Raw genomic sequence first — 24,281 nt, 5'->3', positions numbered from 1 at the left:
TACGAATATGAACTTCATTAACTCTACGGGTTGTCGCAGTCCATGCCCGTACTGGTCCGTGAGTTGGTACCACAGAAGATCAGCGGTACGGGGAACGTGTTAAAGCAAAGAACAAGCAGCGCTACAAGAAAACGACCCACAGTAAGAACGCAAGTTAGCCCCTTAGGTGAGTTTACGGCCAGACACGTTGAGTTTAAGGCCAGACACGTTGAGTTTAAGGCCAGGCACGTTTCAACTGAAAAAAGAAGTGCCCCGAACAGGATTTGAACCTGCGGCCTTTCGCTCCGGAGCATAAAACTCTAAGTATGATAGGTGCGTATTTTCCGCAGGATTCCACCATTTTTGACCTTTGACAATGTCGCCAAAATACCGTATAAATGGCTACAGCAATGGCTACAACAGATGTGGAGCACCTATGGGACGCAGAAAGAAATACGAGCTTCCCCACGGAGAAGGCTCCTTTTACTTCCGCTCATCTGACAAAATGTGGATCGGGGTCCTCGAAGCCGGGCTAAACTCACGAGGCAAACGCCGCCGAATCACAGTCTCATCAAAAGACAAAGACAGAGCATGGGAGAAACTGACCGCCAAACGCAAAGAAATCGCAGCAGGAGAGATAACCCCCGAAGGCTTAAGATCAAACGCATCAGTCGAATCTTGGATCACGGAATATCTCCACATCCGAGAACAAACCACCCGACCAAAAACATATCGCGGCGAACTAGCAGGATGCAGACAATGGATCATCCCCACACTAGGACGACGAAAACTCAAAGAACTCACACCAGCCGACATACGAAAACTCACAGACACGATCATCAACTCAAACCTCACAACCACATACGCCACAAGCGTCCAACGAATTTTCATCCGAGCCCTCAAAGCCGCCCAACTAGAAGGACACTCCGTACCCGACCGAGTCCTCAAAGTCCCTTCCCCAGGAAAATCCGCAAGCGGACGAACCGCGATACCAACAAACGACGCAGCAAAACTCCTACAAGCCGCCGATACACTCCCCAACGCAGCCCGCTGGGTAGCAGCCCTCCTACAAGGCATGCGACAAGGCGAAGTCCTCGGCCTCACATGGGACTGCGTGAACCTAGAAGCCGGAACCATCGACGTATCATGGCAACTCCAAGAACTATCCTATAAAGACCGCACCCGCGGAACATTCACCAAACCACGAAACTACGAATGCCGCCAACTCATCGGCTCATACCACCTCGTCAGACCAAAAACAAAAGCCGGATATCGGATAATCCCACTGGTCCCATGGATGCGCAACGCCCTCGAAGCCCTCGCACTACTACCGCGCTCGCCGCATGGCCTCGTGTGGTTCCGTGAGGATAATCCCGAGATGCCGATTTCCTCAGATATGGATCGTAAAGCGTGGAAAGCCCTTCAAGATCGTGCGGGTGTGTGGAAAAGCGGCGACAAGGAGGAACACACCTACTATGTGCTGCATGAGGCGAGGCATACGACAGCGACGCTTCTTCTAGCAGCAGGCGTAGACCCAGAGATCATTCGGACCATCATGGGGCACTCAGACATTGTGACGACAAGGGGCTATCAGCATGCGTCACAGGAGATGGCCCGGTGGGCGTTGGAGAAGGTGGCCACCTCGCTTCAGCTCGGCTCAGAACCAGCGCGCAATAAGGTTGCAGCGCTGGAGGGATTAAGGCAACAGGACAGGCACATCGATGAAGCGTGGACGCGTTTCCAAAAATGGCTCTAATGCTAATACGCTCATCTTTTGGTTTTTTGATGCCCGCACTGTAATATCTCACCAAAGGCATATTTAAGAGAATGCGTTGTACGAAGATGGACATTTACGAACTGCTGGGCGAAACCCCAAACTCTGCGGAGAATCATTTTGCACGCACCCTCGTCGCAGCGGACGAAAAACTTATACAAGACCTCGTAGCTATGCGCACCGCATTAGGATACACACAGCAAGAGGTAGCAAAAATCATGGGGACAACTCAAGCCTCAATTTCACGTTTCGAGTCAGGACAATCAGATATACACCTATCGACAATACGCAGATACGCGCAAGCAATAGGAGCAATAGTCCACCATAACGTACGTCAATTCAATAATGACGCATCAGAAATAGTAACCTCTACGCGCGAACTGTATAACCCGATACTACGGGAATCCGACAGCTCACATAAAAAGTGACAAACTCTCAACATACGCCACCACAACCCACACAGGAACATCCAACTCCACTGCAAGACCCTCTACAGTTGGTTGCATGTGCGCTCGCGTCGCAGCGGCCCAGTCGTCAGGCGCGATCAGGGTGCGCGCAACTCGGCGGTTGATTCGAGCTTCCGCGCGCGGGCTTTGATGCCCCTCGTCCCCGTTTTTCACATGTTCTAGTTCGTGCAGGAGGGTCGCGGTTCGTGCTGCGTGTGTGAGTCCGTGGCGCACGAGTATGAGTCTCATGGGTTTCATGTAGCAGCCCCATATCCCGTCAGCAACATACTCTGTCTCGATGATGTCCACGCCGTGAGCGGCTATTGCGTCCTCGACCTCATGCAACTTCATAGAACATATGTTCTACTGTGGCACCCACATCTGCGTACCACATGAGACACGCGCGATTCTAAAAGGTGGAGGGGGTGGCATTTCGCCACCCCATAGCGTATTCACTCCTTGTTCTTCGATGGTCTGCCGGGTTTGCCGGGGCGGTTGGCTTGCCATGCGTCGATTGTCTGGATAGACCAGCCAAAGGTTTCAGCAGGTGCTTCGCCGATGATGACATCCGGCTCTGGTAAACGCTTATCGCGCAGGTAAGAGCGGACGGTTGTATAAGCCAAACCTAAATGCTGGGATACACCATGCAAAGACAGGTAACGTGCGCTCATTGTTTTTCACCTTCGCTCCTTTGGGCAACAAAGCCCGCTACAAGCTCAATCAGCGCAGCAAGAGCGAGTATCCCAAGCGCTACCAGTGCGTACGCGTTATAACCAGTCCATACGAGAGTGGCTATGAGGATATAGGCGAACAGGTTAATTTCGTTGCGATTTTTCATATTGTGTGATGGAATACCGGTAGGGCCGGTGGCCCGGAGTTGGATGGTTCATCTCCGGACCACTAGCTTTTTACTTGCGATCTTTCGGCTTTTTAATCTCGCCTACCAGCTCAGCTATTGCTTGAACAAGTTTGGCAAGCGTCGCAATGATCGCTGCTATTCCTACCAGGTCCATCTGTTCACCTCCTTTCAACACATTCATAATACACTGCTTAATAAACGCAGTCAAATTGAATGGCATTAAAAAGGAGGTGAACGGAGTTGGGAAACATAACCCGTTCACCTAACGTTTTCTAAATCCCTGTGCTTCATGAAAACAGTCCGATGCCCCTTAACTAAATAAATCAAGAGAGATAGACGGTTAGTAAGTGTAGGTGTCATGCCCACAGCCACGTGCCTACACATATAGGCCGCTTTTACTAAAAGGTCTGCCACCCAAGAAATGAGTGGCAGACCAACGTATGAATGTGCGAAACATACGCGCACGAACCGATACTGCATCCGCAGTCGGGTCAAAGGGTGCTGGCTATTCAGGCCAAGGCCTCCGACAGCTGAAGTATACACATTTGTATACCCTTACTGCCAAGAGGGAAAGTCTGTCAGGGGCAGGTAAGCGCCCGTCTCTCAGATAGTACGCAGTGTCATATAAGCAAGGCCTAAGTGTGTGACCACACCATGCAACGACAAGTAGTGAGTGGTCATTGGGCCACGCCCTTACGCTAATTCAGCCCGCACTCACACCATAAAAGGCAAAGGGCGCCGGCCATTCAGGTATTACTCTCCTAAAATTCCCTCACGCATAAAATCAAGCTCGCCCGGCCTTTTTAATGGCAAAGTCACTGTCGGAATCGGCAGCTTTGAAGTCAAATCCGCAACCGCAGAACGCACATAAGGATACACACACATCACTGCCGAACGTGTCGCAAACTCCTCTATAACCGAGTTAGGCACATCCATCTTTTCTGCGACTTCATACTCAAGCACATAATCGACTTCCCCATTCCAATAGCGCCCTTTTAAGTCAAAACTAAACCGCAAAAGCACAAGATTCTCATCATCAACACTCTTAAACTGAAGTCCAACCGTCATATTCGTAGCCCCACGCTCAATAGTCTCATCAGGGCCATTTTCATACATAGCCGCACGCAAACAATAGGCATAGATACGACGAATCTCAGGCATACCCACAGTCATAAAATCCTCAACCGTTTGCACGGCAACCCTACCCGCACTCATGCTGCACTCATCTCAGCCCACACACGCGGCACCTCAAACTCGCAAGAAAACTCAGTAGTCTCCCCAGACCGAGAAACCCGAGTCCACCCCGCACGAAAAGAATCAGCCTCAAAAGCACGCAAATACACATTCGCATCAACCGCCAAAGCGTACCGCAAAATCGTATCCAAACGCGGATTAGCATCATAATGCTCAAACTCAGACACCGTAGGCTGACTCACACCCATACGCTCAGCAACATCACTTTGCGTAAGACCATGAGCCTTACGAACACCAACCAACCCTCTTAAAAACCTTGAGCGCTCGCGGTGTAGTTGAAGTGCGAGAGCTTCAATTGCTTCAAAATCCACTTCGGTGTACTCCATAGGGTATAACCTATATTTTTTATATTGTGGGCACAAATTTGTCTCATAGATATAGATTCAGTCCCCACCAGTTAGTCTTGCCGCCCTCATATATTGCTGCCGCGTGGTCAATCTCCGCGTTTTGACGGCTTCTTGTTTGCGCTTCATCGTTTTCAAAAACCAGTTTTTCGTGTGCGTGCAAACCCAAAGCAGCATTACTAAGTTCAACGGGTTCAGCGAAAATCATCCGAATAGGAATCTCAGCGTGCGTAAATTGTCCTGAGTCTTTTCGTACGCGGACGCGGATATGTTGCCACCGAACTTCAAACAGCGGACAAGTAGGGCGCGAAAGAGCTTTCACTTCCTCGTATGGTTTTAATAGTCCGTGTGAGAGTTCTTCTAGCCTCGCCATAAAAGCGGCGCGAGCGAAAGCGCGCTGATACGGGTTAGCTAGCCGGTTATCCTCGCCATCTGCAGCTTGCAGAAGGGCTTTGAGCGCAGCATTCCTATGATCTTCACAGTAAGCGGAAGGTTCGTTCACCCAGTAGAACGCAACACTCATCCCACTATGAGTAAGAGAATGTATCTGTGGATTCACCCTTAGCCTCGCCTTACTTAAGGTCTTTCCTACATAAGCACACTGTCACAAGATAGAACCCTATCTCTATACGAGCGGTAAATAAAACGCTCATGGGCCTTTAGGTGACAAGCTCAAGAGTAAGACCGTGCTGCTTTTTATAGATAGTCGTCGAAATCCTGCGAATAATCTTCCTCGCTCACGGGCGGTTGGTCCCATTCCATTTCAGGCGCGTATCCGACATCCAGCGCCGCAGCCCTATCTATATCTGCCCGCGTAACCCGACGACCATTAGGCAACACAATAACTTCCGAATCGTTAGCGCAGGAGTAATCATGAGCTGAGGGTGGCTCCGAGACTGCCGCAACGGGCGGAGCAACTCTAGAGAAAGGTTGAATATACTCATCAACATCAATGTCAGTCCGCAAATCAGGATGCCCTAAACCATCATCATCTACCACACGCCGCAACAGCTCCTCAATCAACTGACGATCCGTAGCATCCTCCAAAGCCTCAGCAATATTCGCACGAGCCTTCAAACCAGCTTCATCCTCAGTAATATGCCCACACGCGATTAACCCCTCTAAAATCGAGGTCCGATAACTACGAGCAATCTGAATGACAACATCAGAACTCAACTGTCCTCTTTTAATCTGACGAGTCAGGGTCGAAGCCGGATACCCCGCGCGAGTAGCTATAGCACTAACAGACGTGCCACCACTAACCTTCTTTAGCCATTGAGCTGTTTTCATACACGCATCATACAACGCACATTTGCCTAACGCAAAAATAGATTTGCATTTGACTTGACAAACATTATCGCCCCTCCCTATTATTGCTATATGCAAACCAGAAATTGCATCAAACAACACAGCAAGGGGGGCCATATGTCAAACCTAGTCATCAAAAACGGACTACTCGACCGACTAAAAAAGTTCTCCGGCATAAACAGCGACCAAGCAATGGCATCACTCGGCGGAGTCGCACTCAACACATACAAAGCCTACCGAGGCGGAGAGCGCTCGCCTAGCCCTGAATTTATCGCGCGTATGTGTGACGCATTTGCACTGACTCCCGGTGAGCTACTGTGCTTGATATCTGATCCCTCACGTGCGGGTGATGCGTCATGAGTACATCAACTGTGCAGCCGCGTTATGCCTCGATTGGCGAAGTCGCTTTCTCAACAGGAGAGCTAATAGCCGTCGCTCACGCGATTGGAACAACTGCAAGCGCGCTCACTCACGAGGCCGAAACCCGTTTTTCTGAAGCTGCCGAGGAAAGCCAGTCTGCGCTCGCAGGTTCGGGCATTGAAAAAGCGTTAGAAGAAAGTAAATAGAAGAAGTTAGGAGGATAAGCGGTGAAAACTCAAGCGCAAGTCGTTGTCATGCATGGTCCGTTGATGATGGGCGTTGACGATTTCGCCCACCTGCACGGGGTATCGAAAACAACCGCGTGGGAATGCATTAACGGAACATCGAAACGGATTGTTCAGCTTCCAAACGCTCCTCGGCTTCACGAAAAACTCGCCAGCCTGACCTATCGAGAGCTGCCGCGATTGCGTGAATCTCATTGCCTGTCATAGCCCTGCCGCGACGCAAAATGTCGCCGAGTCGCGTCAGCTTTATACCGGATGCTTCCGATAGTCCTCGTAGCGAAAGGCCTGAATCGCCCCGGATTTCATCAAGAATCTCAGAGAGTATCTGGTCAATTTCACCGGTAATTAGCGGGTTTCCCATGCGCTAAATGTTTGCATATGCGAACAATCAGGTCAAAACGCTTGACAATGTTCGTAGCAGCGAACAATAATACCTATAAAGATGTTCGCTACTACGAACGGAGTGTAATGATATACCCCGAAACAGAGGTGCGAGCCGAGATTGCACGCCAAAACTTGAAGATCATTCAGCTCGCCTCCCTCACCGGACTGAAGCGCGAATACCTCAGCGCTCGCCTGAACGGACACAAAGAGCTCACAGTCAACGAACTGCACTCAATTGGAAGAGTCCTAGGCATCCCCGCGTGGGAACTCCTACGCAGAGCCGAGGAAAGCCAGTCTGCGCTCGCAGGCTCGGGCATTGAAAAAGCGTTAGAAGAAAGTAAATAGAAGAAGTTAGGAGGATAAGCGGTGAAAACTCAAGCGCAAGTCGTTGTCATGCATGGTCCGTTGATGATGGGCGTTGACGATTTCGCCCACCTGCACGGTGTATCGAAAACAACCGCGTGGGAATGCATTAACGGAACATCGAAAAACTATCCACCGTTGAAAGCCAAGATCACGGGCGGTGGAAAACAACGCGTGTACATCACTGCTGAAGCTGCCGCTGAATGGCGAGCCAGGCTCGCGGATCGTTAAAACCAAACCCCTACCCGGGGGCATCCGGGAGGGGGTCAGAAAACCTACAGGAGGTTTAACTATGCAGCCGCGTTATGTTCATTGCAGTGGCATTGATAGTATTTGGGGTGATGAGTGTGAACGAGCAGGAGAAGCGCAGACTACTCGCGGAGGTCAAGAGGACCAGCGAGAAAACACGAGCACTCAATGCGCAGGTATTGGACGCGGCCGCAGAACGTGCTGCTGCTGTCAGAGCTGCGCTCGATGCTGGAATACCCCGGCAGGAAATTGCAACCTCTGCAGGCGTGGCTCGGACGATGATCTATCGAATCGCCGCAGACGGCGAATAAATAAAAATTGTCAGCATGACGCTAACACTGCTATATTCTTATCTGTTAGCCCGGTGCTGACAGATTCAGTTAGTGAAAACCCCGTTCTCGCTATCGACTTGGCGGAAGAACGCGAAAACGGGGCCTTAATCCCCATTGGAGGAGACGTGTATAAGCATACCTGCGTAAATCGGCCTTTGCCGCGTTCACTACACGCTATCTACTCATGTTGTGTAGGTGATGCGTCATGACCACATCAACTGTGCAGCCGCGTTATGTTTCGGTTAAGGAAGCGGCGGTGATTTTAGGTGTGTGTACGAAAACGCTTGACAGGTTTGGCGGGACTCGTGTACTGTCTGGGGCAGGTGCTAACAACACCTGCAAAAGGGCGGTTTCCGACTCCCGTTCAAAGGTCGGATTCTTTGTATCTATGGCTTTAACGCCGGGAGTATCGGGGAATACAAGACCCTGCCTACAGGCGGGGGAATACCCGATGGCCGATCCTTTTGCGGTTTTGTTAGCTCCCGGTGCTTTTTTCATGCATATGCAGCGTGAAAAATGTGCTCATCTTTTTAGTACTGCTCTAACAAAGCGTTTCAAAAGGAAGGCCGGTTGGTCCATGATTTCAGTCCTTGGGTGGACTACACCCTTTTCTGCCGTGTCTGCGTTGTCCTTGCTGAGGGGTGTGAGAGATGAGTGCGAAAACGCTTGACATGTTTGGCGGGACTCGTGTACTGTCTGGTGCAGGTGCTAGAAACACCTTGTGTAGAACGGTATCCAGCTCCCGTTCAAAAGCTGGTTTTACTATATTCACGGCCTTAGTGTCGGGAGTACGCAGGGAATACAAGACCCGTAAGGGGAATACCTGCTGGCCGATTCTACACGGTTTTTCTAGCTCCCGATTCCTGCCGCGCAGTTGCAAAGCGCGGCGAGAATCCTATTTTTTCAGTACCGCTCTAGAAAAGCGTTTATGTAGAAAGGCCGGTTGGTCCATGATTTCAGTCCTTGGGTGGACTACACCCTTTTCTGCTGTGTCTGCGTTGTCCTTGCTGAGGGGGGTGGCGTGATGCCGTGGGTTGAAGTGTCTGAGGTTTCCCCCTTATTCGAGGGGTTCGACAAGGTTTCCGTCAGCGTCAAGTGTTATTCCTCCGAAGCGGTGGATGTGATCTTCCACTTGCGCCGCAACGGCGGAGATGGGGTCAGGGCTGGTCGTGTGAGTCCATTCGATCCGGGTTCCCGTGGGGAGGCTCAGCTTCTTGGTTTGGTGGCGACCCGTCTTGCTCGTTACGACATCAGCGAGAAAGAGGTTGTCGCCGCGCTCAAGGCGGTGCGTGAAGGCCGCCTCGATTGCTGGGCCAAGCAGGTTTTGCGTGGTGTTTTAGCGGAGCATATGGCCGACAGGTCTAGATCGGTCGAGGAGGAATCGGAACAATGATGGGTGTTTCGGTTGAAGACGTTTCTAACACTATCTCGCCTGGCACGGGTGCCCCGAAAGCGCCGATGGCGACTCCGTTTACTGATCGGTCTGGATCGAGTGTGCAGGGTGTTTCAAGATCAAGTAAAACAAAATCCTCGCGGTTTGTGACTGCAAAGATTGTGACGCTCGTATTACCAGTATTTCGCAGCATGAAAGCATTTTTATTGGTCCAGATGAAAATTACTCGCGTAGGGTTCCTCGCTTGGCTCTCAGCTTCATCTGTCTTAGGCGCATTTGTGTTTGCATTGTCATCACGCCTTGGACTATGGCTGCTCGTTGTTTCTGAGTGCGTGTGGGTTTTTATCATCGGTCTTTCGACGGTGATGTACCTGAAAAGAGCGAGAGCTGCATTGAAAAAACCAAACAGGAATGTAGTCAGCAGTGCAAGTGCAGAAATTTTCACGCCTGTGTCTAGTGACATAAACCAATCAAACAGTGAGTGCAATTCTTCCTCCCTAGTAGGTGATGGGCGTTCTCCTGTGAGCCTGTCGTGTGCTTCCGATTCAAGCCTACTGGGGAGGAACCCAACGCACCAAGGACTAGAAAAGGAGGGACGCGAGAAATGTTGAAGCGTGATTATGTGGCGTTAACGGTTTTCTGTCTCAGCGGTCTTTTGGTCTTTGGCTGGGGTAATTACGGGTATGACAACGGCTGGGTGGCGCTTGTTTCGTTTGCGTTGTTCTTTGCCTCTTGTTGGTACATCTTCAAGCGCGCGGGCCGCGTAGCTGGACGGCGATAGGGGCTGATTTTATGTGTGAAAAATGCGAGTCGGTTGTGTGGGTGCCTTTGTCGGTACGTAAAGCGTGTTTTGAGGCTGTGCGCGCGGTTGAACCTGTTGTGGGCTTGGATACGCACTGGCTTTATATGGAGGCTGTTTTAGAGGCTTTGCAGCCGTTTTTAGTGGGGCTAGTGGCTCACCCTGAGCGGGCCACGATTAAGCCCGTCTGCAATGAGGCCTGCACGCAGGCTTGTGAGTGATTGGACTGTGCTGATGGGAAAAGACGCTTTTTCTTCTGATATGTGGATGAGGGTTCGTGACGATCTGGGAGTTTTAGCTGATGAACTCGATGATGTGTTTCGTCGTGTGGAGCCGGTGTGCGAAAAACTTGCGCTGCAGATTTTTGCGGCATTGACATATGCGGATGCTGCTCATGATGCGGCTGCGCGTCTAGCTGAGGGTGATACGTGTGAGTGAGAACGAAAAATCGCTTGTGGTGGTGTTGGCCTGCGCGCATGTTATGACGTGGCTTTTAGCGTTCGGGGTACCGCTGGGCGTATGGGTTTCCTCGTGGCTACTCATAGCCGGTTTTATCGTCATGCAAGTATTGTCCGCCCTCGCGGTGTGTTTTCTGGTGTGGGGTGAGCGCTGATGACAGCAGAGTTTGGACCTATGTGCACCGCTTTAGGGCGGGTGTGGGTTGCTGGCGTGCCAGTACCTCAAGGGTCAATGAAAGTGTTTACGGGTTCTTCCCGCCCTGTGATGGTCCATCATAAGGGGGCAGAGTTGAAAGCGTGGCGCACAAAAGTCGCGTTCGAGGTGACGCGGGCTGCTCAATCAAAAGGCTGGGAGCTACCACTAGATGAACCAGTCAGCATCGATGTGTCTTTTCATCTTCCACGACCCACCCGAGCGCGTTTTGATCGTCCTGCGACTAAGCCTGATCTTGACAAGCTGATGCGTGCTATTGGGGATGCTCTCACAGTCACAGGCAATGTCATTAAGGACGACTCGCGGATTGTGCGTTGGATAGGGAGTAAGCATTATGCGGGGGTGTCTATGGAGGGTGTGAGTATTAGTGTTTTTCGTTTACCTGCCGTATCTGAGGATGTGTGTTGAGGTATGCGTGGGTGGGTGACGCAGGCTTCGTGTCGGTATTTGGATGATGTGGAAAAGAATTTCTTTTTCCCTGTGCGTTCTGATTCTGAGGAAGCTGCTCATGCTTTGCGTATATGCGAGTTTTGCCCAGTGATACGTGAATGCCTCTATGAGCAGCTGTGTCGTGATGTTGCGCATCCTAGGGCTGTAAATGATCGGTGGGAGGAAATTTTTGGGGGGACTCGAAGTCGTGAGCGTCGCGCTATAGCCGTGTGGGTGTGTAAGTCAGGTAAGAGTCTTGATGAGGTTTTTGACCTGATAGCTGCTGGGGCTAGGCCCTGTGAAGGGGATTGCGGGAGGTTGTTGCGCCCTCAGGGTGTGCGTGCTGGTGCTATGCCTGGCACGGTCGCTATAGCTGCTGGGGGCATGTGTAAAAAATGTCGATGGAAAAAGAGCGAATAGGAGGGTGCGCGTATGGCTGGTGAAACACTCATAACACTAAAAGGAAACTTGACGGGTGATCCTGAGCTGCGTTTCACGCAAACAGGGGTCGCTGTCGCATCGTTTGATGTGGCTTCCTCATCGAGGCTTTTTGATAGGGACACGAGCACGTGGCATGAATCAAACACGCTTTTTATGCGCTGCACGTGCTGGCGTGACCTAGCTGATAATGTCGCAGAGACGCTCCGTAAAGGTATGCGTGTCATTGTGACAGGCAGGCTTACTCAACGCTCATACGAGACACGTGAGGGCGACAAACGCACGGTAGTAGAGCTGCAAGTTGATGATATTGGCCCGTCCTTACGAAAGGCCCGCGCAAAAGTAGAACGCACCGGCCAAGCGCCCTCAGAAAATGCGTCTACCACACCTGTTTCTGAAGGGCTTGTCTGGCCGCCAGCTGCGAGCGCGTCTTCTTTGTCGCCTTTCTAAGAGGGGGGTGTTGTTTGTGGTGTGGGGTGTGGGTTTGCGTCGTGGTGTGGAGAGGTTTTGTCCTGAGTGTGGGCAGGTTTTGGTTGCTGGTCGTGCGCGTTGTGGTCCGTGTTTTAGGAGGGTTGAAAATGAGCGGCGTATGTGTACTGAGCGGGCGTATTACAGGCGTGTGTGTGGGGTTGGGTTTCGTCCGTGGTGGTTGTATCCGGAGGATTATGAGGGGCAAGGGAAGTAGGGGGAGGGGGTGTTTGGTGTGCAAGAAATTGTAAGTAGTGCGGATAGTGTTTTTGTGCAGGTGCGTGTGTGTGATTCTTGTGGTGGGGTTATTAATCCTGTGACGGGTGAGTGTCGTTGTAGTGATTGATTCTTTCCCTCGCACGTGCATGCACATATATAGGTATAGGAAAGGGGGGTTTTCTGTTGTCTTGGCTTAAGGTCGGTGATGAGTCGGATACGAATCCGCGTTTGATGGATCTGGCGACTGTTGAGGGTTTTGATGAGCGAACGATTAATGAGATTCATGGTTTCGTGTGTAGGTGTGCTGCTTATTCGGCGAAGCATCTGACTGATTATATTGTCGATCTTGGCGTTATTTTCATGTATGGGGGTTCTCGGGCGAAGATTTTGCTTGAGCAGTGTTTGGCTGTTGGTTTGTTTGAGTGGGAAGGAGATGGGGAAAAGAAGAAGATTAGGATTGTTCAGGACGAGGATTACATCAATATTCGTTCTAAGGAGGATGTTGAGTGGGGTCGTCAGCGTCGTAATGATAATGCGGATCCTAATCTTCGGGGTCCTGTTATGCTTCGTGATGGTGATAATTGCAGGTGGTGTGGCAAAGAGGTGTATTGGCCGGGTAAGCCTTCTAATCGTAAGGGTACGCTTGACCATCTTGAGCCTGGTAGCGCCGGAAGTGTTGATACTATGGTTGTTGCCTGTATGGGTTGTAATAGTCAGCGTCAAGATGATCCTACGGGTTCTTGGGGTACTTATCATGAGCTCCTTGCTGCTCCTGCTAGTCCTAGATATGGGAAATGGTCTAGAAAATACTTGGAAGAACGTGGGCTTTTGCGTCCTTCCACTGCTCCTAGCGAGTCCCCTGCACAAAATATCCAGATTCCTTCCTCAGACACTCCCTCGGTGGGTGTGCTCGCGGGAGAGTTGAGTCAGGGTGTTGGTGGGGTTGATTCCACTGCTCCTAGCGAGTCCCCTGCACAAAATATCCAGATTCCTTCCTCAGACACTCCCTCGGTGGGTGTGCTCGCGGGAGAGTTGAGTCAGGGTGTTGGTGGGGTTGATTCCAGTGTGAGTGGAACTCCTGGTGAAGTTGATCCGCGGGCGACTGATCATTGCTTGCAGGAACCTTTATCGGATGTTGTTCCTGGCGGTGTGCGTCCTAGTAGTAGCAGGGACCATAGTCCTACGACTGGGGGCCGATTGGCTCCCGACTCGCCCAGTGCTGCCCTCCGGATATCGAAATACACGGGTCGGGTAGGGAAGGGTCGAGTCGGGTCGGGTAGGGAAAGGCCGGGTTCTGGGCCGGATCCGGGTCGGGCTAGCCCTGTGTCTGGGGGTGGGCCGGGCTTTGGTCGGGCGGGGCCTGAGTTTCCAGCTGCGTCTAGGCGGAACAGGAAGCGCAAGAAAAAGCCGCGCAAGAGGTGTTCTTGGCATGGGAATGTCTTGCCGTGTAGGAGTTGTTGCAGTGAAGGCTTGGGGGATTATGGCAGCTGATGGGATGTGTCCGATCACTGGGGAGCCTTTACGCTCTGGGGAGTTTGTCTCTCAATCAGCGGTGAACCGGTTGCGTGTGGTTGTTTCTGATCTTCCTCAGCTGATGGGGGATTTGGATTATGCGCTTGCTGGCTTGTCTCATGGGGACCCACCGGGTGGTGGGGGTGCTTCGTCGAAGGAGCCGTTGAACCTTGCGCTTGCTCTTGAGGTGTGGGACATGCAAGATGCTGTGAATGTCTGGGCCTGCGAGCTTGCGTCATGGGTGATGGGACCGAAGTACTTCGTTAAGCGTGGCAACTGGTGTGCGGTTCGTGAGACGTTCCGTCAGTATGCGGACGTGGCGAAGCGGTGGGTTCAGGCACCAGCGTTTGTTGACGAGGTGGTGTATGCGGTTCATCGTCTTGAGCGCCTTGCCTCGCCGTGTTCACAGGCGTTGGTGTTCGCGGGAAGATGCGCTGAGTGTGGCACTGATCTGCTTGTCGAGCGGTATGTGGATGCAGCAGTGTGTAGGTCCTGTGGAGCCCGCAGTGACGTGGAAGAATCGAGGCAGGCAATGCTGGACGCAATCGCTACGAGGCCGTTCCCTAGGGCTCGTGCGGTTGAGGTTGCGCAAATCCTCACAGGTCGGGTGATCCCAGATGCAACGGTGAGATCGTGGTGTCATCGGGGAAAGCTGCATGCTGTGGAGGGTGTAGGGCCGCGCTTGTATCGTCCGGGTGATATTGCTGCATTAGTGGATACGAGTGGGTGAAGATTCGTTGAAATGTAGGGGTGCAACGGTGTACTATGATATTAGTGGTCATCGTTGGGCATGGGTCCTAGGATGACCGTTCGTGCTTCTAGTCCAGATCTTGCCTGCATCGTGGTTCGATTCTTGAGGACGTGTCCTACAGGCCAGCAGCGTTGGCTCGGTAGCGAGGTGAATCCAATTGGCTACCAGTAGGACAGGTACAGCGCAGTACAAGAGGTGGCGAACACGTGTTCTACATAGGGCGCGTATGGCTGGGCTCACCCACTGCCCACACTGTCATGTAGAGCTGGACTACTCCCAAGGCAGGCAACCTAATAGTGCTGAGCCTGACCATGTTCTACCGCACAGGTGGGGTGGCAAGAACACACTCGACAATGGCAGAGTGTTGTGTAGACGATGCAACCAGTCCCGTGGGGCAGGTGATCGTCCTCGCGTTCGACCTCATCGTGTTTCACATGTCGATTTCGCATGGTAGTATGAGCATATTAAAAGAGCAGGGTTCCCTTTTTGGCAGCTCTTACGGGGAGTATCCCCTCCCCCCACGGGCTTTCGCCCCCGCGGTGGTATAGCGCGATACCCCCCCGTTTTCATGTTTTTCACCTCAATTTTGGCTTCCGTTTTCTGCTGTGCTTTCTCGGGCAGGTTACAGGCCCCGCAAAAAGGGGGTTTTCCTCGCCCTGTGGGGTTTTTCTTGTATTTTCACGTTTTTAGGGGCACCTCGTGAGTGATGACAATGTTTTTGATGCTCTTGTACACCGCAAAAATTTGTTTGATGTGTGCGTCGAATCAATCCAACAGGCCCAGCCTGAGCGCCGCGCACCGTTGATTGCTCAGGCTCGTGAACTCATAGATCAGATCGTAGGCCCCTCACATGCGCATACTGTGACAGGAGAAGATACGCCAGATGTCATCTCGTTTAAGGACCGCTTGGCCAAACGACAGTCAAGAGCCGCGAATCAGAATCGCCCCCGCAAAAGCAGCTAAAAATTATGCTGATCTTGCCTGCGAGCTTGCGGCCTCCTATGGGCTTGTCCCTGACCCGTGGCAAGAACTCGTGCTATCAGACTGGATGATGGCTGATGCTCACAATCGCTGGAAGGTCCTTAAGCACGGTCTTTCGGTTCCACGTCAAAACGGCAAAAATGCGCTCCTTGAAATACGAGAACTTTTTGGCATGGTCGGGCTAGGCGAACATATTTTGCACTCAGCCCATGAAGTCAAAACAGCCCAAGCACATTTTCGACGGTTTAAGCACTTTTTCGGAGATGGCGCAAACGACCCCAACGCAAAATACCCCGAACTTAACGCCCTCGTTGAGTATGTACGAAACGTGAACGGGCAAGAAGAAATCAAACTCAAACCAGATAAACACCGAGGCATCCCCGGTGGAGCACTACGAGTAGTAGCCCGCTCTAAATCCTCCGCACGAGGCTTCACAGCCGACGTACTCGTTTTCGACGAAGCCCAAGAACTCACCGAGGACGCACTCGAAGCTCAAACCCCCACAACTAGCGCAGGCCCCCTCCACAACTCCCAATGGTTCATCGTGGGAACACCCCCAGGCCCCAACGCCTCAGGTGAAATTTTTGAACGCCACCGAAACGCCGCGCTCGCAGACCATCCAGCACACAACCTCACATGGCACGAATGGTCCCCCGACCCCACACAGCAACTCGACACCAGCGACCGCGCCCTATGGGCCGCATGCAACCCCGCCCTAGAAGCAGGACGGCTCCAAATCACCCTCATCGAAGGCGAACACACCTCACTATCACCCGAAGGCTTTGCCCGTGAACGCCTCGGAGCTTGGCCAACCCACGCAGGAGCAACCAGAGCAATCAGCCCCCAACTATGGGACGAGACCACCAGCCCCGCCCCCACCAACGGAATCAGAAGTTTTGCCGTGGCATTTAGTGCAGACGGAAAACGACAAGCGCTCGCCGGGGCAGTAAAAGAAGGGTCCGGCTTAAACGCACGGATCCACGTCAACATTATTGACACTTTCACAGGCTCATCTGAGCAAAGCATCCAACGAGTTGCTGATTGGCTAGCTGAACGTCAGAGGCGCACTGCGCAGATTAATTTATTGGGTGGCTCTGGTGGGCCTGCTTTAGCTGAAGCATTGCATGAGCGCGGCGTGCCACGCAAGATTGTGCATGTCATGACAACGAGTGAGTATTTTGAGGCGTGCTCAACCACATTTGAATCACTGCGCGCAGGAAAAATCACTCACCCTCAAGGAACCCCAGATGATGCGTTGAATTCTTCTGTAGCAGTGTGTGACCGTCAAGTGCGCAGAAAAGACGGGGCCTATGGATGGAAAGCGACAACAAAAGATGGTGACGAAACCCCATTAGAAGCTGTCAGCGCCGCCGTGTATGCGGCAAAGAAAACACGTCGACATCCCGGAAGAAAGGCTAAGGCACTCACATGACAACAGTCGGAGCCCGTAAATTCATTCTGGCCCACCCCCTCAACGTCCCAGCCCCCAAAGTCGAGGCACTAACCCCAGACGACCAACACGCGCTAGAACTGTGCGTTGAACTATGGAGAGTAAAACAGCCTCGCAACGCACTCCGCCAAGCATACCTCGATGGGCATATCACACCAGATAACCTCGACCTATCGGTACCTGACGACATCTCCAGTCAACTAGGTGTAGTTATCGGCTGGCCACGAAAAGCCGTATTCGGATTATCAGACCTAATCAACTGGGACGGCACAACATCCAAAGACGGCCAAGACGACCCACACGGCCTCCAAGAACTTCTCCAAGCCAACAACTTTGAACAAGAAATCGCCCAAACCATCCCAGCCTCTCTCACAATGAGCGTCGCCTTCCTCACCCTACGCAAAGGAAACCCGGTGCTGGGCGAACCAGAAGTCATCATCCAAGGACACTCAGCAGACTGGGCAGCTGGCCTATGGGACAGAGTCCGCAGACGCATATCCCACGGACTCACAGTTGATGATGTAGACGACTCAGGCGCACCCACACGAATGAGCTTTTACACACCAAACATCACCTACGTACTCGCCAAAACACAAACATGGAACGTGGTCACGGTTGATGCCCACGGCATCGGACAAGCCATGATCGAAGCGATCCCATTCGAGCCCTCCCTTGATCGTCCAATGGGGCGCTCGCGGATTTCACGTGATGTCATGTCTATTACTCAGCGGGCGATGCGCACGGTAATTCGTGGTGAGTTGGCGGCTGAGTTATTTACTGCGCCGGGTATTTTGATGCGTGGTGTGGATGCGGACGTGTTCGAGCAGATCAAAGAGTGGAAATGGCGGCTTGGTTCCGTTAAGGGTGTGACTCGTGATGAGGAAGGTGAGATTCCGGAGGTTACGACTTTGCCTCAGCAGTCCGCGCAGCCATATGTGGATCAGTTGCGGGCTTTGGCTACGGAGTTTGCTGGCGTGACCTCGCTTCCTGTTTCCTCCCTTGGTGTCATTCAGGATAATCCGTCGTCAGCGGAGTCGGTGTATGCGGCCCGTGAGGATCTGGTGATTAAAGCTAAGAATGTGCAGCGTATCGCTGATATTGTGCTTAAGCGGATTTACCGGCACGCGGTGATGCTGCGAGACGGGCTGACTGAGGCGCCACTGGAGCTGTTGGGGATTACGACTCGGTGGGGTGATCCGGCGCATCCGTCGATTGTTTCTCAGTCCGATGCCATTGTTAAGCAGTTGCAGGTTCTCCCGTGGATGGCAGAGTCTACGGTGGTGCTTGAAGAATTAGGGTATTCCTCAGCTCAGATTGCTCGTTTGCTCGCGGATAAACGCCGGGCTGAGTCTGTTGGGATTCTCGACCGGCTCAACCCACAAGACCAACAACCATCCACGCCTCAACCTAATCAACCCGTCCAGCAGGAAAGCACCGCGCTCAAGGCGGGGGGGGGCGTTGATTCAGCGGACATGAAAGCCCGCTTTGACGCGTTAGGTGTCGCGGTGAGAGCTGGTGTGGAACCACGGTCAGCTGCAAAGCTCTTAAATATTGAGGGTGTGGAGCTTACTGGCGCGGTTCCTGTGTCACTACGTTTACCGGAAAAGGCTGCGGAAAATCTTGAGGAGGCGTAGGCGTTGACGACTCGGGCGGAGCTGGCGAAATTACAGGCCGCGCAGGATACGGTTGTGCGTTTGGTGCGCCAAGCAATGCGTCGTGGGTGGGCCCTCATGGACTTGTCAGACCCCGAGGCCACGCGTGATGCCTTGTTGGAGTTGGTGCCAGCGCTTGAACGCGTGTATGGGAATCTCGCTGTTGCTGCGGCTGCTGAGTGGTATGAGGATGTGCGCGCGAAAACTGCGGGCTTGCCTGTCTATCGTGCGGTGACATCCCAGGGGATTGAAGAGGAGAAGATCAAGCAGACAGTTCGGTGGGCTGCCGGGCACCTGTGGGGTGATGATCCAGATCGTACGCGCCGGGTGCTTGAGGGGAGTTTAGCGAACTGGATGAAGTATGAGCAGCGGGACACGATTGCCAGATGTGTGCATTTGGATCCGGCGAAACCTCGATGGGCGCGAGTCCCGCGCGGTGCTCGAACGTGTGCGTTTTGTACGATGCTGGCATCACGTGGCTGGGTGTATCAGTCCCAAGCTGATGCGCGTGGCCAGAAGCAACATGATGATTGCGATTGCGATATTGTTCCCAACTTTGACCGTAAGGCTGCCCATCTTGAAGGCTATGATCCAGATCGTTATTACGCCTTGTACGAGGAAGCAAAAGGTAAAGCGGGTGTGGGCGCGTCGATCAATGACATTCTCAAGGAGATGCGTGCTTTGCGGCCTCAGGAGTACACAGACGGGAAATGGCCGGAACTACCGAAAGGTACAACTCCTGACAAGTCTCTTGATCTTGGGGCGTATGAGAAGCGGCGACGTCAAGAAATCCTACGATTACCATCAAAGCCAGATCCTCACTTCAAAGTACGGCCAGTGGACCCGCCGCTTCCTCCCTCGGATTGGCCCAACACGCTTCCGGTGTTGACATCGAGGACGCTTGAGCACATCTTCTATGGTGGGAATCCGAAATACGGTGGCGGACACATGTATGGTCACGGGTGGAAGGTTAAGGGGATGAGGCCGCGTAGCGAGTTTTCGCAGTCGTGGACGCAGCGTGACATCACTAACGCTATACGGGAAGTCCTTGAAAATTATTGGGACGGGGAGTCGCTTGCCCCTTTATCGGCTACTATTAGAGGCGAAGTAGTAACAGTGGCTATTCATCGAAATAAAGCAGGTGCGTTGGAGATCAAAACCGCGTATCAAGGGTTGCCGTAGGAGGTGAACGCAGTGTTGGATGAAATGATGGAGGTCCGCAAGCTCTATGACGATCTACATGTGTATGCGGCTCAGACTCGTGATCCCTACGGGCAGGTTGCTATAGGGGATCAATATTACGAGATGGATCCGGGCACCGCTTTCATTTTCATTTTGAGTCCGCTCATCAACGGTGACGTGATTCTGCCTGATGAGCTCATGGCCCGGTTGCGTGCTGAAATACCAGAAGACCCGTATTGGGCTCCCGAATTTCGTGACTTGGAAAAAGCTCAGAAGAAGCTGCGTCAAAAGGCCGCCAGTATCGCCTAACCCATTCGTGAGTGAACCCCGTTAGCTAATGGCTATCGGGGTTTTCTTATACCCACTAGTTGTCCCCGCACCGAAGGGTTGCGGGGTTTTCTCATACCAATTTCCGGAAAGGAAACACTCATCATGGCTCAGTCAACCGTCAACATCGACAAGACCTCAGACATTCCAGTAAAGAATTCCGTAAAGGAACCAACCTCAACCACCGACAACACCACAACCCCTCAGGGCCAGACCCATTCGGACACATCCGACACCGACTCAGACGTTGATGATGACCCAGACTCCGATTCTGACACGACAGAGCCGACAACTGATTGGAAGAAACACGCTCGAGAGTGGGAAAACCGCTCAAAAGCCAACCTCAAACAGATCGAAGAACTCAAAGAACTCATTGCCGACAAGGACACGACAATCGAGGACCTTCAAGCCAAGATCATCGAGTTTGAGCACGCCGACGAGATCGCAGGGTGGAAATCCCAGGTCGCTCAAGACAAAGGCATCCCAGAAAACCTCCTACGCGGCGACACTCTCGAAGACATCGAAGCCCACGGCGAAGAACTCAAAAAGGCGCTCGCGGGCTTTGGTGGTGTGGCGGGTGATTCGGGGGCTGGTCATTATCCGACTCGGCGCGCGGATTTGAGTTTAGATGAGCAAATCCGCGCGGCAGAAAAGTCTGGTGACCACAAGCTGGCAGCGAAGCTGAAGACGATGAAGATCGGCGAGCTGGCTGCCCGGCAGTAACACATCAACATTCAAGCAATCAATCACTATTCAATGAGGAGGGCAACTATGCCTACAATTTCTGAAATGGGGACGACTTATAACCTCCCCAACTACGTTGGTGAGCTGTTTTCAGCCTCGCCAGAAGACACTCCGCTTTTGTCTGCGATCGGTGGATTAACGGGCGGGGAGTCTGTGGGGTCAACCGTTTTTGGTTGGCAAGGTTATGACCTGCGTGATGCTGAAGATTCACGTCAGCGTCTCGAAGGAGCGGATGTCTCGGAGTATTCCGAGCGTAAGCGTTTTAACGAAACGAACGTGCTGGAAATCCATCAGGAAGCTGTTGCTGTGTCGTACACGCGCCAGTCTGCCACTCGCCAGGTTTCTACTGATGGTGCAGCAACCGTGCAGATCGGCGGCCAGACATATCCGGCTGACGAGGTCACGTGGCAGATCGAGCAGCAACTCAAGCAGATTGCCCGTGATGTTGAAAAAACCTTCCTGACAGGTAAGTTCGCTAACCCGACGGACAACACGTCGGCGCGTAAGACTCGGGGCCTGATCGAGGCAATCAAGACGAACGTTGCGACAACTGAACACACTGCTATAAATCTCATGGCTGAGGACATTCTCGATCTGATGCAAAAAGTCTGGCAGAACGGCGGTATCCAGGAATCTGAGACGCGGACGATCATTGTGAATGCGTCTTTGAAGCGTGCTCTGTCGCGTATCTTTATTAAGGAAGCGAACTATCAGGAGGCCATGCGCGACGTTGGTGGCGTGAATCTTCAGACCATCGAAACTGATTTTGGTCGCTGTAACATCATGCTGAACCGTTACGCCCCGGTTAATAAGCTGATTGTCGCCTCGCTTGAACAGCTCAAGCCAGCGTTCTTGGAAGTCCCCGGCAAGGGGCATTTCTTTGCTGAGCCTCTAGCTAAGACCGGATCGTCCGATAAGATTCAGATCTACGGTGAAATCGGTCTGATCTACGGCAACGAAAAGTCTCATGGTGTCCTCTCAGTCGCAGAGTGATCTGATGTCCACGACACGTAAGAATCAGCAGGATAAATCCCCTGAGAATACTGAAGCAGCTGAGAGGGCCGAGGATACCAAGACTGTTTCTTCTAGTCTTGTTGAGGTGTATTCACCGGCCTTCCCTCAGCTGCTCGTCACTTCACCGAAGGTTGAGTTTGTCGATGGGGTAGCGCTGGTATCAAAGACTGTGGCAGTCAAGCTCGAAAAGAGCTTCGCCAGCTTTGGTATCACACGCAAGAAACCCACGTCTGTCGAATAGGCAAGGAGGGGCGTAGTCGTGGCAGAAGAAAAACCCGACACAGGTTTCACGCTCGCCTCAGCCGACGACTACCGGGCCGTTTATGGCGATCCAGACGATGCCCTCGCACATGTGCTTGACGCGCAACTGGCGAGGGCATCACGGATCGTTCGAGATGAGCTGGCAGCCGGAGGCTACAACATCGAGCAGCTGATCGACAAGGGAATAGTTCGCGCCGATACTGCTGCCGATGTTGTGTGCGACATGGTCCACTATGCGGCACGCACCCAGGCAGACCCCTACGCAGCCTTCGGCGCAACGCAAGCATCGATGAGTGGCGGCCCGTATTCACAGTCGACGACCTACTCGATGCCCGTTGGGCAAATGAGTTTCACCCGGGTGCATAGGAAGCGTCTGGGACTCACACGCGGTGGCGCATTTGAAACAAGCCCGATCGGCAACATGCCGATCAAGCGACCGTGGGGAGTACTCCTATGATCCACGGCGAAACCATCACAATCCTTGCTTGCCGCACGGCGGGTGAGGATGATTTTAACGAGATGACAGTTGAGTGGATGATTGAGGGGGATGTGGAAAACGTTCTCGTCGCACCCGCATCAACAAGGGACCTTGATGGTTCGATCCGCCCTGATGGTGATGCTCTTGAAATCCAGCTTCATTTCCCGAAAACCTATACGGCGAGCCTGCGCGCAAAACGCGTGAGAGTTCGAGGCGAGGTCTACGACGTGGTCGGTAACCCGATCGCCTACCAGATAGCAAATACGCCTACCCCGTGGAACCGGCAAGTGACAGCACGACTCGTCCAAGGATAAAGGAGCCTAATCATGGGCCGAACACAAACCAAACTCGACATCAACTTTGATGAGCTCGCGCGCGCACTAGAACCAGTGATCGAACAAAAAACACGCGACCTCGCCACACGAGCAGGCGAGGGCTTTGTGGGCGACGTGGTGTGGACAGATAGGCCGCACGGCCTTGTACGCACAGCAACCGAGCACGCCCGTGAACGAAACGCACGCGAAAACACACTACTAAAAGCGGTGCACGGATGAACACTGAAGCACTCATCATCCAGCACCTCTCACGTCATCTCGCAGAAGGGGTAAAAGCCTACGCGCAAATCCCCGCCACGCGCCCACCCACCTTTGTCACAGTAGAACGCACAGGCGGCGCACGCACACACCTTGACGACACAGCGACCCTAGCAATACAAGCATGGGCACCCACCCGAAGAAGCGCAGCAGCGCTCGCAGATGAGGTGGCCTCTATTGTGATGCGCGCGTGGGAGCTTCCCCAAGTGGGGCGGGTGAGTGTGGAGAGCGTGTACAACTTTCCTGATCCGGCTTCTGCGTGCCCGCGTTATCAGCTCACGGTTGTTGTGAGTGTTTTCCCCGGCGCGTAAGAAGATTCTGACCGGGGCCGCAGCTATCCGGAAAATCCGGATAGCTGATCTATTACTGCACACTTTTGAATGAAAGGCATAGAGAAAATGGGTTCTCCTAATGCGAAACTTGTCAGCGCTGCTAAACCGGTAGCCTCTGGCGCTATTGCTTTTGCTCCTTTGGGCACAAGCATCCCCACCGACGCAACCACTGACCTGCCAATCGCGTTTAAGCGGCTGGGGTACGTGTCAGAAGATGGGCTAACAAACGAAGTCGAGGTTGATACTGAGGACGTGGTGGCGTGGGGAGGTGACAAGGTTTTAACAATTCGCACCTCACGCACCGAGTCACTGGGCTGGACTTTTATCCAAGTCCTCGACGTGGATGTACTCAAAGCGGTTTTCGGTGAAGCCAACGTGAGCGGCACACTAGAAACCGGCCTGACAATCCTACACAACAACAAGGAACTGCCCCACGGGGTCTGGGTTGTCGAAATGGCAATGACAGGCGGGATCATCAAACGCCTAGTCGTCCCCGATGGGCAAATCACTGAGGTCGGGGAAATCTCCTACCAAGACGGCGAACCAGTCGGACTGGAAGTCACCTTGTCCTGTTTTAATGACGCGGCAGGCAACACGCTGTATGAGTACATGGCGCAAGCCAAAACACAGCACTAACCCGCCCACCTTCATCTCGCGGCGCGCAGGATCATAACCGCCATGCCCACACC

General features: G+C 52.8%; 38 protein-coding genes and 1 pseudogene. 30 read left to right on the top strand and 9 right to left on the bottom strand.

Going from position 1 to position 24,281, the window contains the following annotated elements; all coding sequences use genetic code 11:
- The first annotated feature begins 415 nt into the window (after nucleotides 1–415).
- Both LRP57_RS04680 and LRP57_RS04675 read left to right on the top strand, forming a co-directional pair.
- Nucleotides 416–1,735 (top strand): tyrosine-type recombinase/integrase, encoded by a 1,320-nt coding sequence (locus tag LRP57_RS04680; RefSeq protein ID WP_231205378.1) that lies wholly within the window; start codon nucleotides 416–418, stop codon nucleotides 1,733–1,735.
- 71 nt (nucleotides 1,736–1,806) lie between these two features.
- The gene (locus LRP57_RS04675) at nucleotides 1,807–2,181 is read left to right on the top strand and encodes a helix-turn-helix domain-containing protein (protein ID WP_231205377.1); all 375 of its coding nucleotides are present in this window, start codon (nucleotides 1,807–1,809) and stop codon (nucleotides 2,179–2,181) included.
- Here LRP57_RS04675 and LRP57_RS04670 read toward each other — a convergent pair.
- From LRP57_RS04670 to LRP57_RS04640, 7 genes are all read right to left on the bottom strand, one after another.
- Nucleotides 2,167–2,550 (bottom strand): ImmA/IrrE family metallo-endopeptidase, encoded by a 384-nt coding sequence (locus LRP57_RS04670; RefSeq protein WP_231205376.1) that lies wholly within the window; start codon nucleotides 2,548–2,550, stop codon nucleotides 2,167–2,169. The genes LRP57_RS04675 and LRP57_RS04670 overlap by 15 nt on opposite strands.
- Before the next feature lie 101 nt (nucleotides 2,551–2,651).
- Nucleotides 2,652–2,870, bottom strand: a complete 219-nt coding sequence (locus LRP57_RS04665; protein WP_231205375.1) for a helix-turn-helix transcriptional regulator — start codon at nucleotides 2,868–2,870, stop codon at nucleotides 2,652–2,654.
- Complete coding sequence (locus LRP57_RS04660) at nucleotides 2,867–3,037, bottom strand: hypothetical protein (protein ID WP_231205374.1); 171 nt, start codon at nucleotides 3,035–3,037, stop codon at nucleotides 2,867–2,869. Before LRP57_RS04660 ends, LRP57_RS04665 begins: the two co-directional genes overlap by 4 nt.
- A gap of 774 nt (nucleotides 3,038–3,811) precedes the next feature.
- Nucleotides 3,812–4,252 (bottom strand): hypothetical protein, encoded by a 441-nt coding sequence (locus tag LRP57_RS04655; RefSeq protein ID WP_231205373.1) that lies wholly within the window; start codon nucleotides 4,250–4,252, stop codon nucleotides 3,812–3,814.
- Between the two features lie 17 nt (nucleotides 4,253–4,269).
- Entirely contained in the window at nucleotides 4,270–4,638 is a 369-nt protein-coding gene (locus LRP57_RS04650) for a helix-turn-helix domain-containing protein (protein ID WP_231205372.1), read from the bottom strand.
- A 43-nt stretch (nucleotides 4,639–4,681) separates the two neighbouring features.
- On the bottom strand, nucleotides 4,682–5,179 hold the full coding sequence (locus LRP57_RS04645; protein WP_231205371.1) for a hypothetical protein: 498 nt from the start codon (nucleotides 5,177–5,179) through the stop codon (nucleotides 4,682–4,684).
- A 173-nt stretch (nucleotides 5,180–5,352) separates the two neighbouring features.
- Nucleotides 5,353–5,946 (bottom strand): hypothetical protein, encoded by a 594-nt coding sequence (locus tag LRP57_RS04640; protein ID WP_231205370.1) that lies wholly within the window; start codon nucleotides 5,944–5,946, stop codon nucleotides 5,353–5,355.
- A 135-nt stretch (nucleotides 5,947–6,081) separates the two neighbouring features.
- Here LRP57_RS04640 and LRP57_RS04635 point away from each other — a divergent pair, with 135 nt between their 5' ends.
- Both LRP57_RS04635 and LRP57_RS04630 read left to right on the top strand, forming a co-directional pair.
- Entirely contained in the window at nucleotides 6,082–6,324 is a 243-nt protein-coding gene (locus tag LRP57_RS04635) for a helix-turn-helix domain-containing protein (protein WP_231205369.1), read from the top strand.
- Nucleotides 6,321–6,530, top strand: a complete 210-nt coding sequence (locus LRP57_RS04630; RefSeq protein WP_231205368.1) for a hypothetical protein — start codon at nucleotides 6,321–6,323, stop codon at nucleotides 6,528–6,530. The genes LRP57_RS04635 and LRP57_RS04630 overlap by 4 nt, the downstream gene beginning before the upstream one ends.
- A 127-nt stretch (nucleotides 6,531–6,657) precedes the next feature.
- Here the strand turns inward: LRP57_RS04630 and LRP57_RS04625 are convergent, their stop codons facing one another.
- Nucleotides 6,658–6,930 (bottom strand): helix-turn-helix domain-containing protein, encoded by a 273-nt coding sequence (locus tag LRP57_RS04625; RefSeq protein ID WP_231205367.1) that lies wholly within the window; start codon nucleotides 6,928–6,930, stop codon nucleotides 6,658–6,660.
- A gap of 107 nt (nucleotides 6,931–7,037) precedes the next feature.
- On the opposite strand from LRP57_RS04625, the gene LRP57_RS04620 reads away from it, so the two are divergent.
- The 4 genes from LRP57_RS04620 to LRP57_RS04605 all read left to right on the top strand — a co-directional run bounded on the left by LRP57_RS04620 (nucleotide 7,038) and on the right by LRP57_RS04605 (nucleotide 9,290).
- Entirely contained in the window at nucleotides 7,038–7,298 is a 261-nt protein-coding gene (locus LRP57_RS04620; protein ID WP_231205366.1) for a helix-turn-helix domain-containing protein, read from the top strand.
- Between the two features lie 21 nt (nucleotides 7,299–7,319).
- Complete coding sequence (locus LRP57_RS04615; protein WP_231205365.1) at nucleotides 7,320–7,547, top strand: hypothetical protein; 228 nt, start codon at nucleotides 7,320–7,322, stop codon at nucleotides 7,545–7,547.
- Between the two features lie 110 nt (nucleotides 7,548–7,657).
- Nucleotides 7,658–7,876, top strand: a complete 219-nt coding sequence (locus LRP57_RS04610) for a hypothetical protein (protein WP_231205546.1) — start codon at nucleotides 7,658–7,660, stop codon at nucleotides 7,874–7,876.
- 988 nt (nucleotides 7,877–8,864) lie between these two features.
- Nucleotides 8,865–9,290 (top strand): hypothetical protein, encoded by a 426-nt coding sequence (locus LRP57_RS04605; RefSeq protein WP_231205364.1) that lies wholly within the window; start codon nucleotides 8,865–8,867, stop codon nucleotides 9,288–9,290.
- Here LRP57_RS04605 and LRP57_RS04600 read toward each other — a convergent pair.
- The gene (locus LRP57_RS04600; protein WP_231205363.1) at nucleotides 9,259–9,483 is read right to left on the bottom strand and encodes a hypothetical protein; all 225 of its coding nucleotides are present in this window, start codon (nucleotides 9,481–9,483) and stop codon (nucleotides 9,259–9,261) included. The genes LRP57_RS04605 and LRP57_RS04600 overlap by 32 nt on opposite strands.
- A gap of 599 nt (nucleotides 9,484–10,082) precedes the next feature.
- Between LRP57_RS04600 and LRP57_RS04595 the strand changes: the two genes are divergently transcribed.
- From LRP57_RS04595 to LRP57_RS04495, 22 genes and pseudogenes are all read left to right on the top strand, one after another.
- A complete protein-coding gene (locus LRP57_RS04595) occupies nucleotides 10,083–10,310 on the top strand; it encodes a hypothetical protein (RefSeq protein ID WP_231205362.1) in 228 nt (75 codons plus the stop codon).
- Nucleotides 10,303–10,527, top strand: a complete 225-nt coding sequence (locus tag LRP57_RS04590; RefSeq protein WP_231205361.1) for a hypothetical protein — start codon at nucleotides 10,303–10,305, stop codon at nucleotides 10,525–10,527. Before LRP57_RS04595 ends, LRP57_RS04590 begins: the two co-directional genes overlap by 8 nt.
- Nucleotides 10,520–10,702, top strand: coding sequence for a hypothetical protein (locus LRP57_RS04585; protein ID WP_231205360.1), 183 nt, complete (start codon nucleotides 10,520–10,522; stop codon nucleotides 10,700–10,702). Before LRP57_RS04590 ends, LRP57_RS04585 begins: the two co-directional genes overlap by 8 nt.
- On the top strand, nucleotides 10,702–11,169 hold the full coding sequence (locus tag LRP57_RS04580; RefSeq protein WP_231205359.1) for a RusA family crossover junction endodeoxyribonuclease: 468 nt from the start codon (nucleotides 10,702–10,704) through the stop codon (nucleotides 11,167–11,169). Before LRP57_RS04585 ends, LRP57_RS04580 begins: the two co-directional genes overlap by 1 nt.
- Before the next feature lie 3 nt (nucleotides 11,170–11,172).
- Nucleotides 11,173–11,610, top strand: a complete 438-nt coding sequence (locus LRP57_RS04575; RefSeq protein ID WP_231205358.1) for a WhiB family transcriptional regulator — start codon at nucleotides 11,173–11,175, stop codon at nucleotides 11,608–11,610.
- Nucleotides 11,611–11,622: 12 nt separating this feature from the next.
- A pseudogene (locus tag LRP57_RS04570) lies at nucleotides 11,623–11,997 on the top strand (single-stranded DNA-binding protein); the annotation flags it as partial.
- A gap of 501 nt (nucleotides 11,998–12,498) precedes the next feature.
- Nucleotides 12,499–13,806, top strand: a complete 1,308-nt coding sequence (locus tag LRP57_RS04565) for an HNH endonuclease (RefSeq protein WP_231205357.1) — start codon at nucleotides 12,499–12,501, stop codon at nucleotides 13,804–13,806.
- Nucleotides 13,745–14,557: a helix-turn-helix domain-containing protein gene (locus LRP57_RS04560; RefSeq protein ID WP_231205356.1), complete on the top strand. Its 813-nt coding sequence runs from the start codon at nucleotides 13,745–13,747 to the stop codon at nucleotides 14,555–14,557. The genes LRP57_RS04565 and LRP57_RS04560 overlap by 62 nt, the downstream gene beginning before the upstream one ends.
- 247 nt (nucleotides 14,558–14,804) lie before the next feature.
- Complete coding sequence (locus LRP57_RS08350) at nucleotides 14,805–15,032, top strand: HNH endonuclease (RefSeq protein ID WP_442984706.1); 228 nt, start codon at nucleotides 14,805–14,807, stop codon at nucleotides 15,030–15,032.
- A gap of 245 nt (nucleotides 15,033–15,277) precedes the next feature.
- A complete protein-coding gene (locus LRP57_RS04555; protein ID WP_231205355.1) occupies nucleotides 15,278–15,541 on the top strand; it encodes a hypothetical protein in 264 nt (87 codons plus the stop codon).
- The gene (locus tag LRP57_RS04550) at nucleotides 15,462–16,991 is read left to right on the top strand and encodes a hypothetical protein (protein WP_231205354.1); all 1,530 of its coding nucleotides are present in this window, start codon (nucleotides 15,462–15,464) and stop codon (nucleotides 16,989–16,991) included. The genes LRP57_RS04555 and LRP57_RS04550 overlap by 80 nt, the downstream gene beginning before the upstream one ends.
- Nucleotides 16,988–18,643, top strand: coding sequence for a phage portal protein (locus LRP57_RS04545; RefSeq protein ID WP_231205353.1), 1,656 nt, complete (start codon nucleotides 16,988–16,990; stop codon nucleotides 18,641–18,643). Before LRP57_RS04550 ends, LRP57_RS04545 begins: the two co-directional genes overlap by 4 nt.
- Nucleotides 18,644–18,646: 3 nt before the next feature.
- Nucleotides 18,647–19,843 (top strand): VG15 protein, encoded by a 1,197-nt coding sequence (locus LRP57_RS04540; protein WP_231205352.1) that lies wholly within the window; start codon nucleotides 18,647–18,649, stop codon nucleotides 19,841–19,843.
- A 12-nt stretch (nucleotides 19,844–19,855) separates the two neighbouring features.
- Nucleotides 19,856–20,152 carry a hypothetical protein gene (locus tag LRP57_RS04535; RefSeq protein WP_231205351.1) on the top strand — a complete coding sequence of 99 codons (297 nt, stop codon included), beginning with the start codon at nucleotides 19,856–19,858 and terminating at the stop codon, nucleotides 20,150–20,152.
- A 78-nt stretch (nucleotides 20,153–20,230) separates the two neighbouring features.
- Nucleotides 20,231–20,893: a hypothetical protein gene (locus LRP57_RS04530; protein ID WP_231205350.1), complete on the top strand. Its 663-nt coding sequence runs from the start codon at nucleotides 20,231–20,233 to the stop codon at nucleotides 20,891–20,893.
- Between the two features lie 48 nt (nucleotides 20,894–20,941).
- Nucleotides 20,942–21,907: an SU10 major capsid protein gene (locus LRP57_RS04525; protein ID WP_231205349.1), complete on the top strand. Its 966-nt coding sequence runs from the start codon at nucleotides 20,942–20,944 to the stop codon at nucleotides 21,905–21,907.
- Between the two features lie 4 nt (nucleotides 21,908–21,911).
- The gene (locus LRP57_RS04520; RefSeq protein ID WP_231205348.1) at nucleotides 21,912–22,169 is read left to right on the top strand and encodes a hypothetical protein; all 258 of its coding nucleotides are present in this window, start codon (nucleotides 21,912–21,914) and stop codon (nucleotides 22,167–22,169) included.
- An 18-nt stretch (nucleotides 22,170–22,187) separates the two neighbouring features.
- The gene (locus tag LRP57_RS04515; RefSeq protein ID WP_231205347.1) at nucleotides 22,188–22,646 is read left to right on the top strand and encodes a Gp19/Gp15/Gp42 family protein; all 459 of its coding nucleotides are present in this window, start codon (nucleotides 22,188–22,190) and stop codon (nucleotides 22,644–22,646) included.
- Nucleotides 22,643–22,981 (top strand): hypothetical protein, encoded by a 339-nt coding sequence (locus tag LRP57_RS04510; RefSeq protein WP_231205346.1) that lies wholly within the window; start codon nucleotides 22,643–22,645, stop codon nucleotides 22,979–22,981. Before LRP57_RS04515 ends, LRP57_RS04510 begins: the two co-directional genes overlap by 4 nt.
- A gap of 12 nt (nucleotides 22,982–22,993) precedes the next feature.
- Entirely contained in the window at nucleotides 22,994–23,221 is a 228-nt protein-coding gene (locus tag LRP57_RS04505; protein ID WP_231205345.1) for a hypothetical protein, read from the top strand.
- Nucleotides 23,218–23,571: a hypothetical protein gene (locus LRP57_RS04500; protein WP_231205344.1), complete on the top strand. Its 354-nt coding sequence runs from the start codon at nucleotides 23,218–23,220 to the stop codon at nucleotides 23,569–23,571. Before LRP57_RS04505 ends, LRP57_RS04500 begins: the two co-directional genes overlap by 4 nt.
- A gap of 87 nt (nucleotides 23,572–23,658) precedes the next feature.
- Nucleotides 23,659–24,228 (top strand): phage tail tube protein, encoded by a 570-nt coding sequence (locus LRP57_RS04495; protein WP_231205343.1) that lies wholly within the window; start codon nucleotides 23,659–23,661, stop codon nucleotides 24,226–24,228.
- Nucleotides 24,229–24,281 lie beyond the last annotated feature (53 nt).

The organism is Schaalia sp. lx-260 (assembly GCF_021083645.1).
GTDB lineage: Bacteria > Actinomycetota > Actinomycetes > Actinomycetales > Actinomycetaceae > Pauljensenia.
Note: the sequence above shows the minus strand (reverse complement) of the source record. Positions and strands in the feature narration are given on the sequence as shown.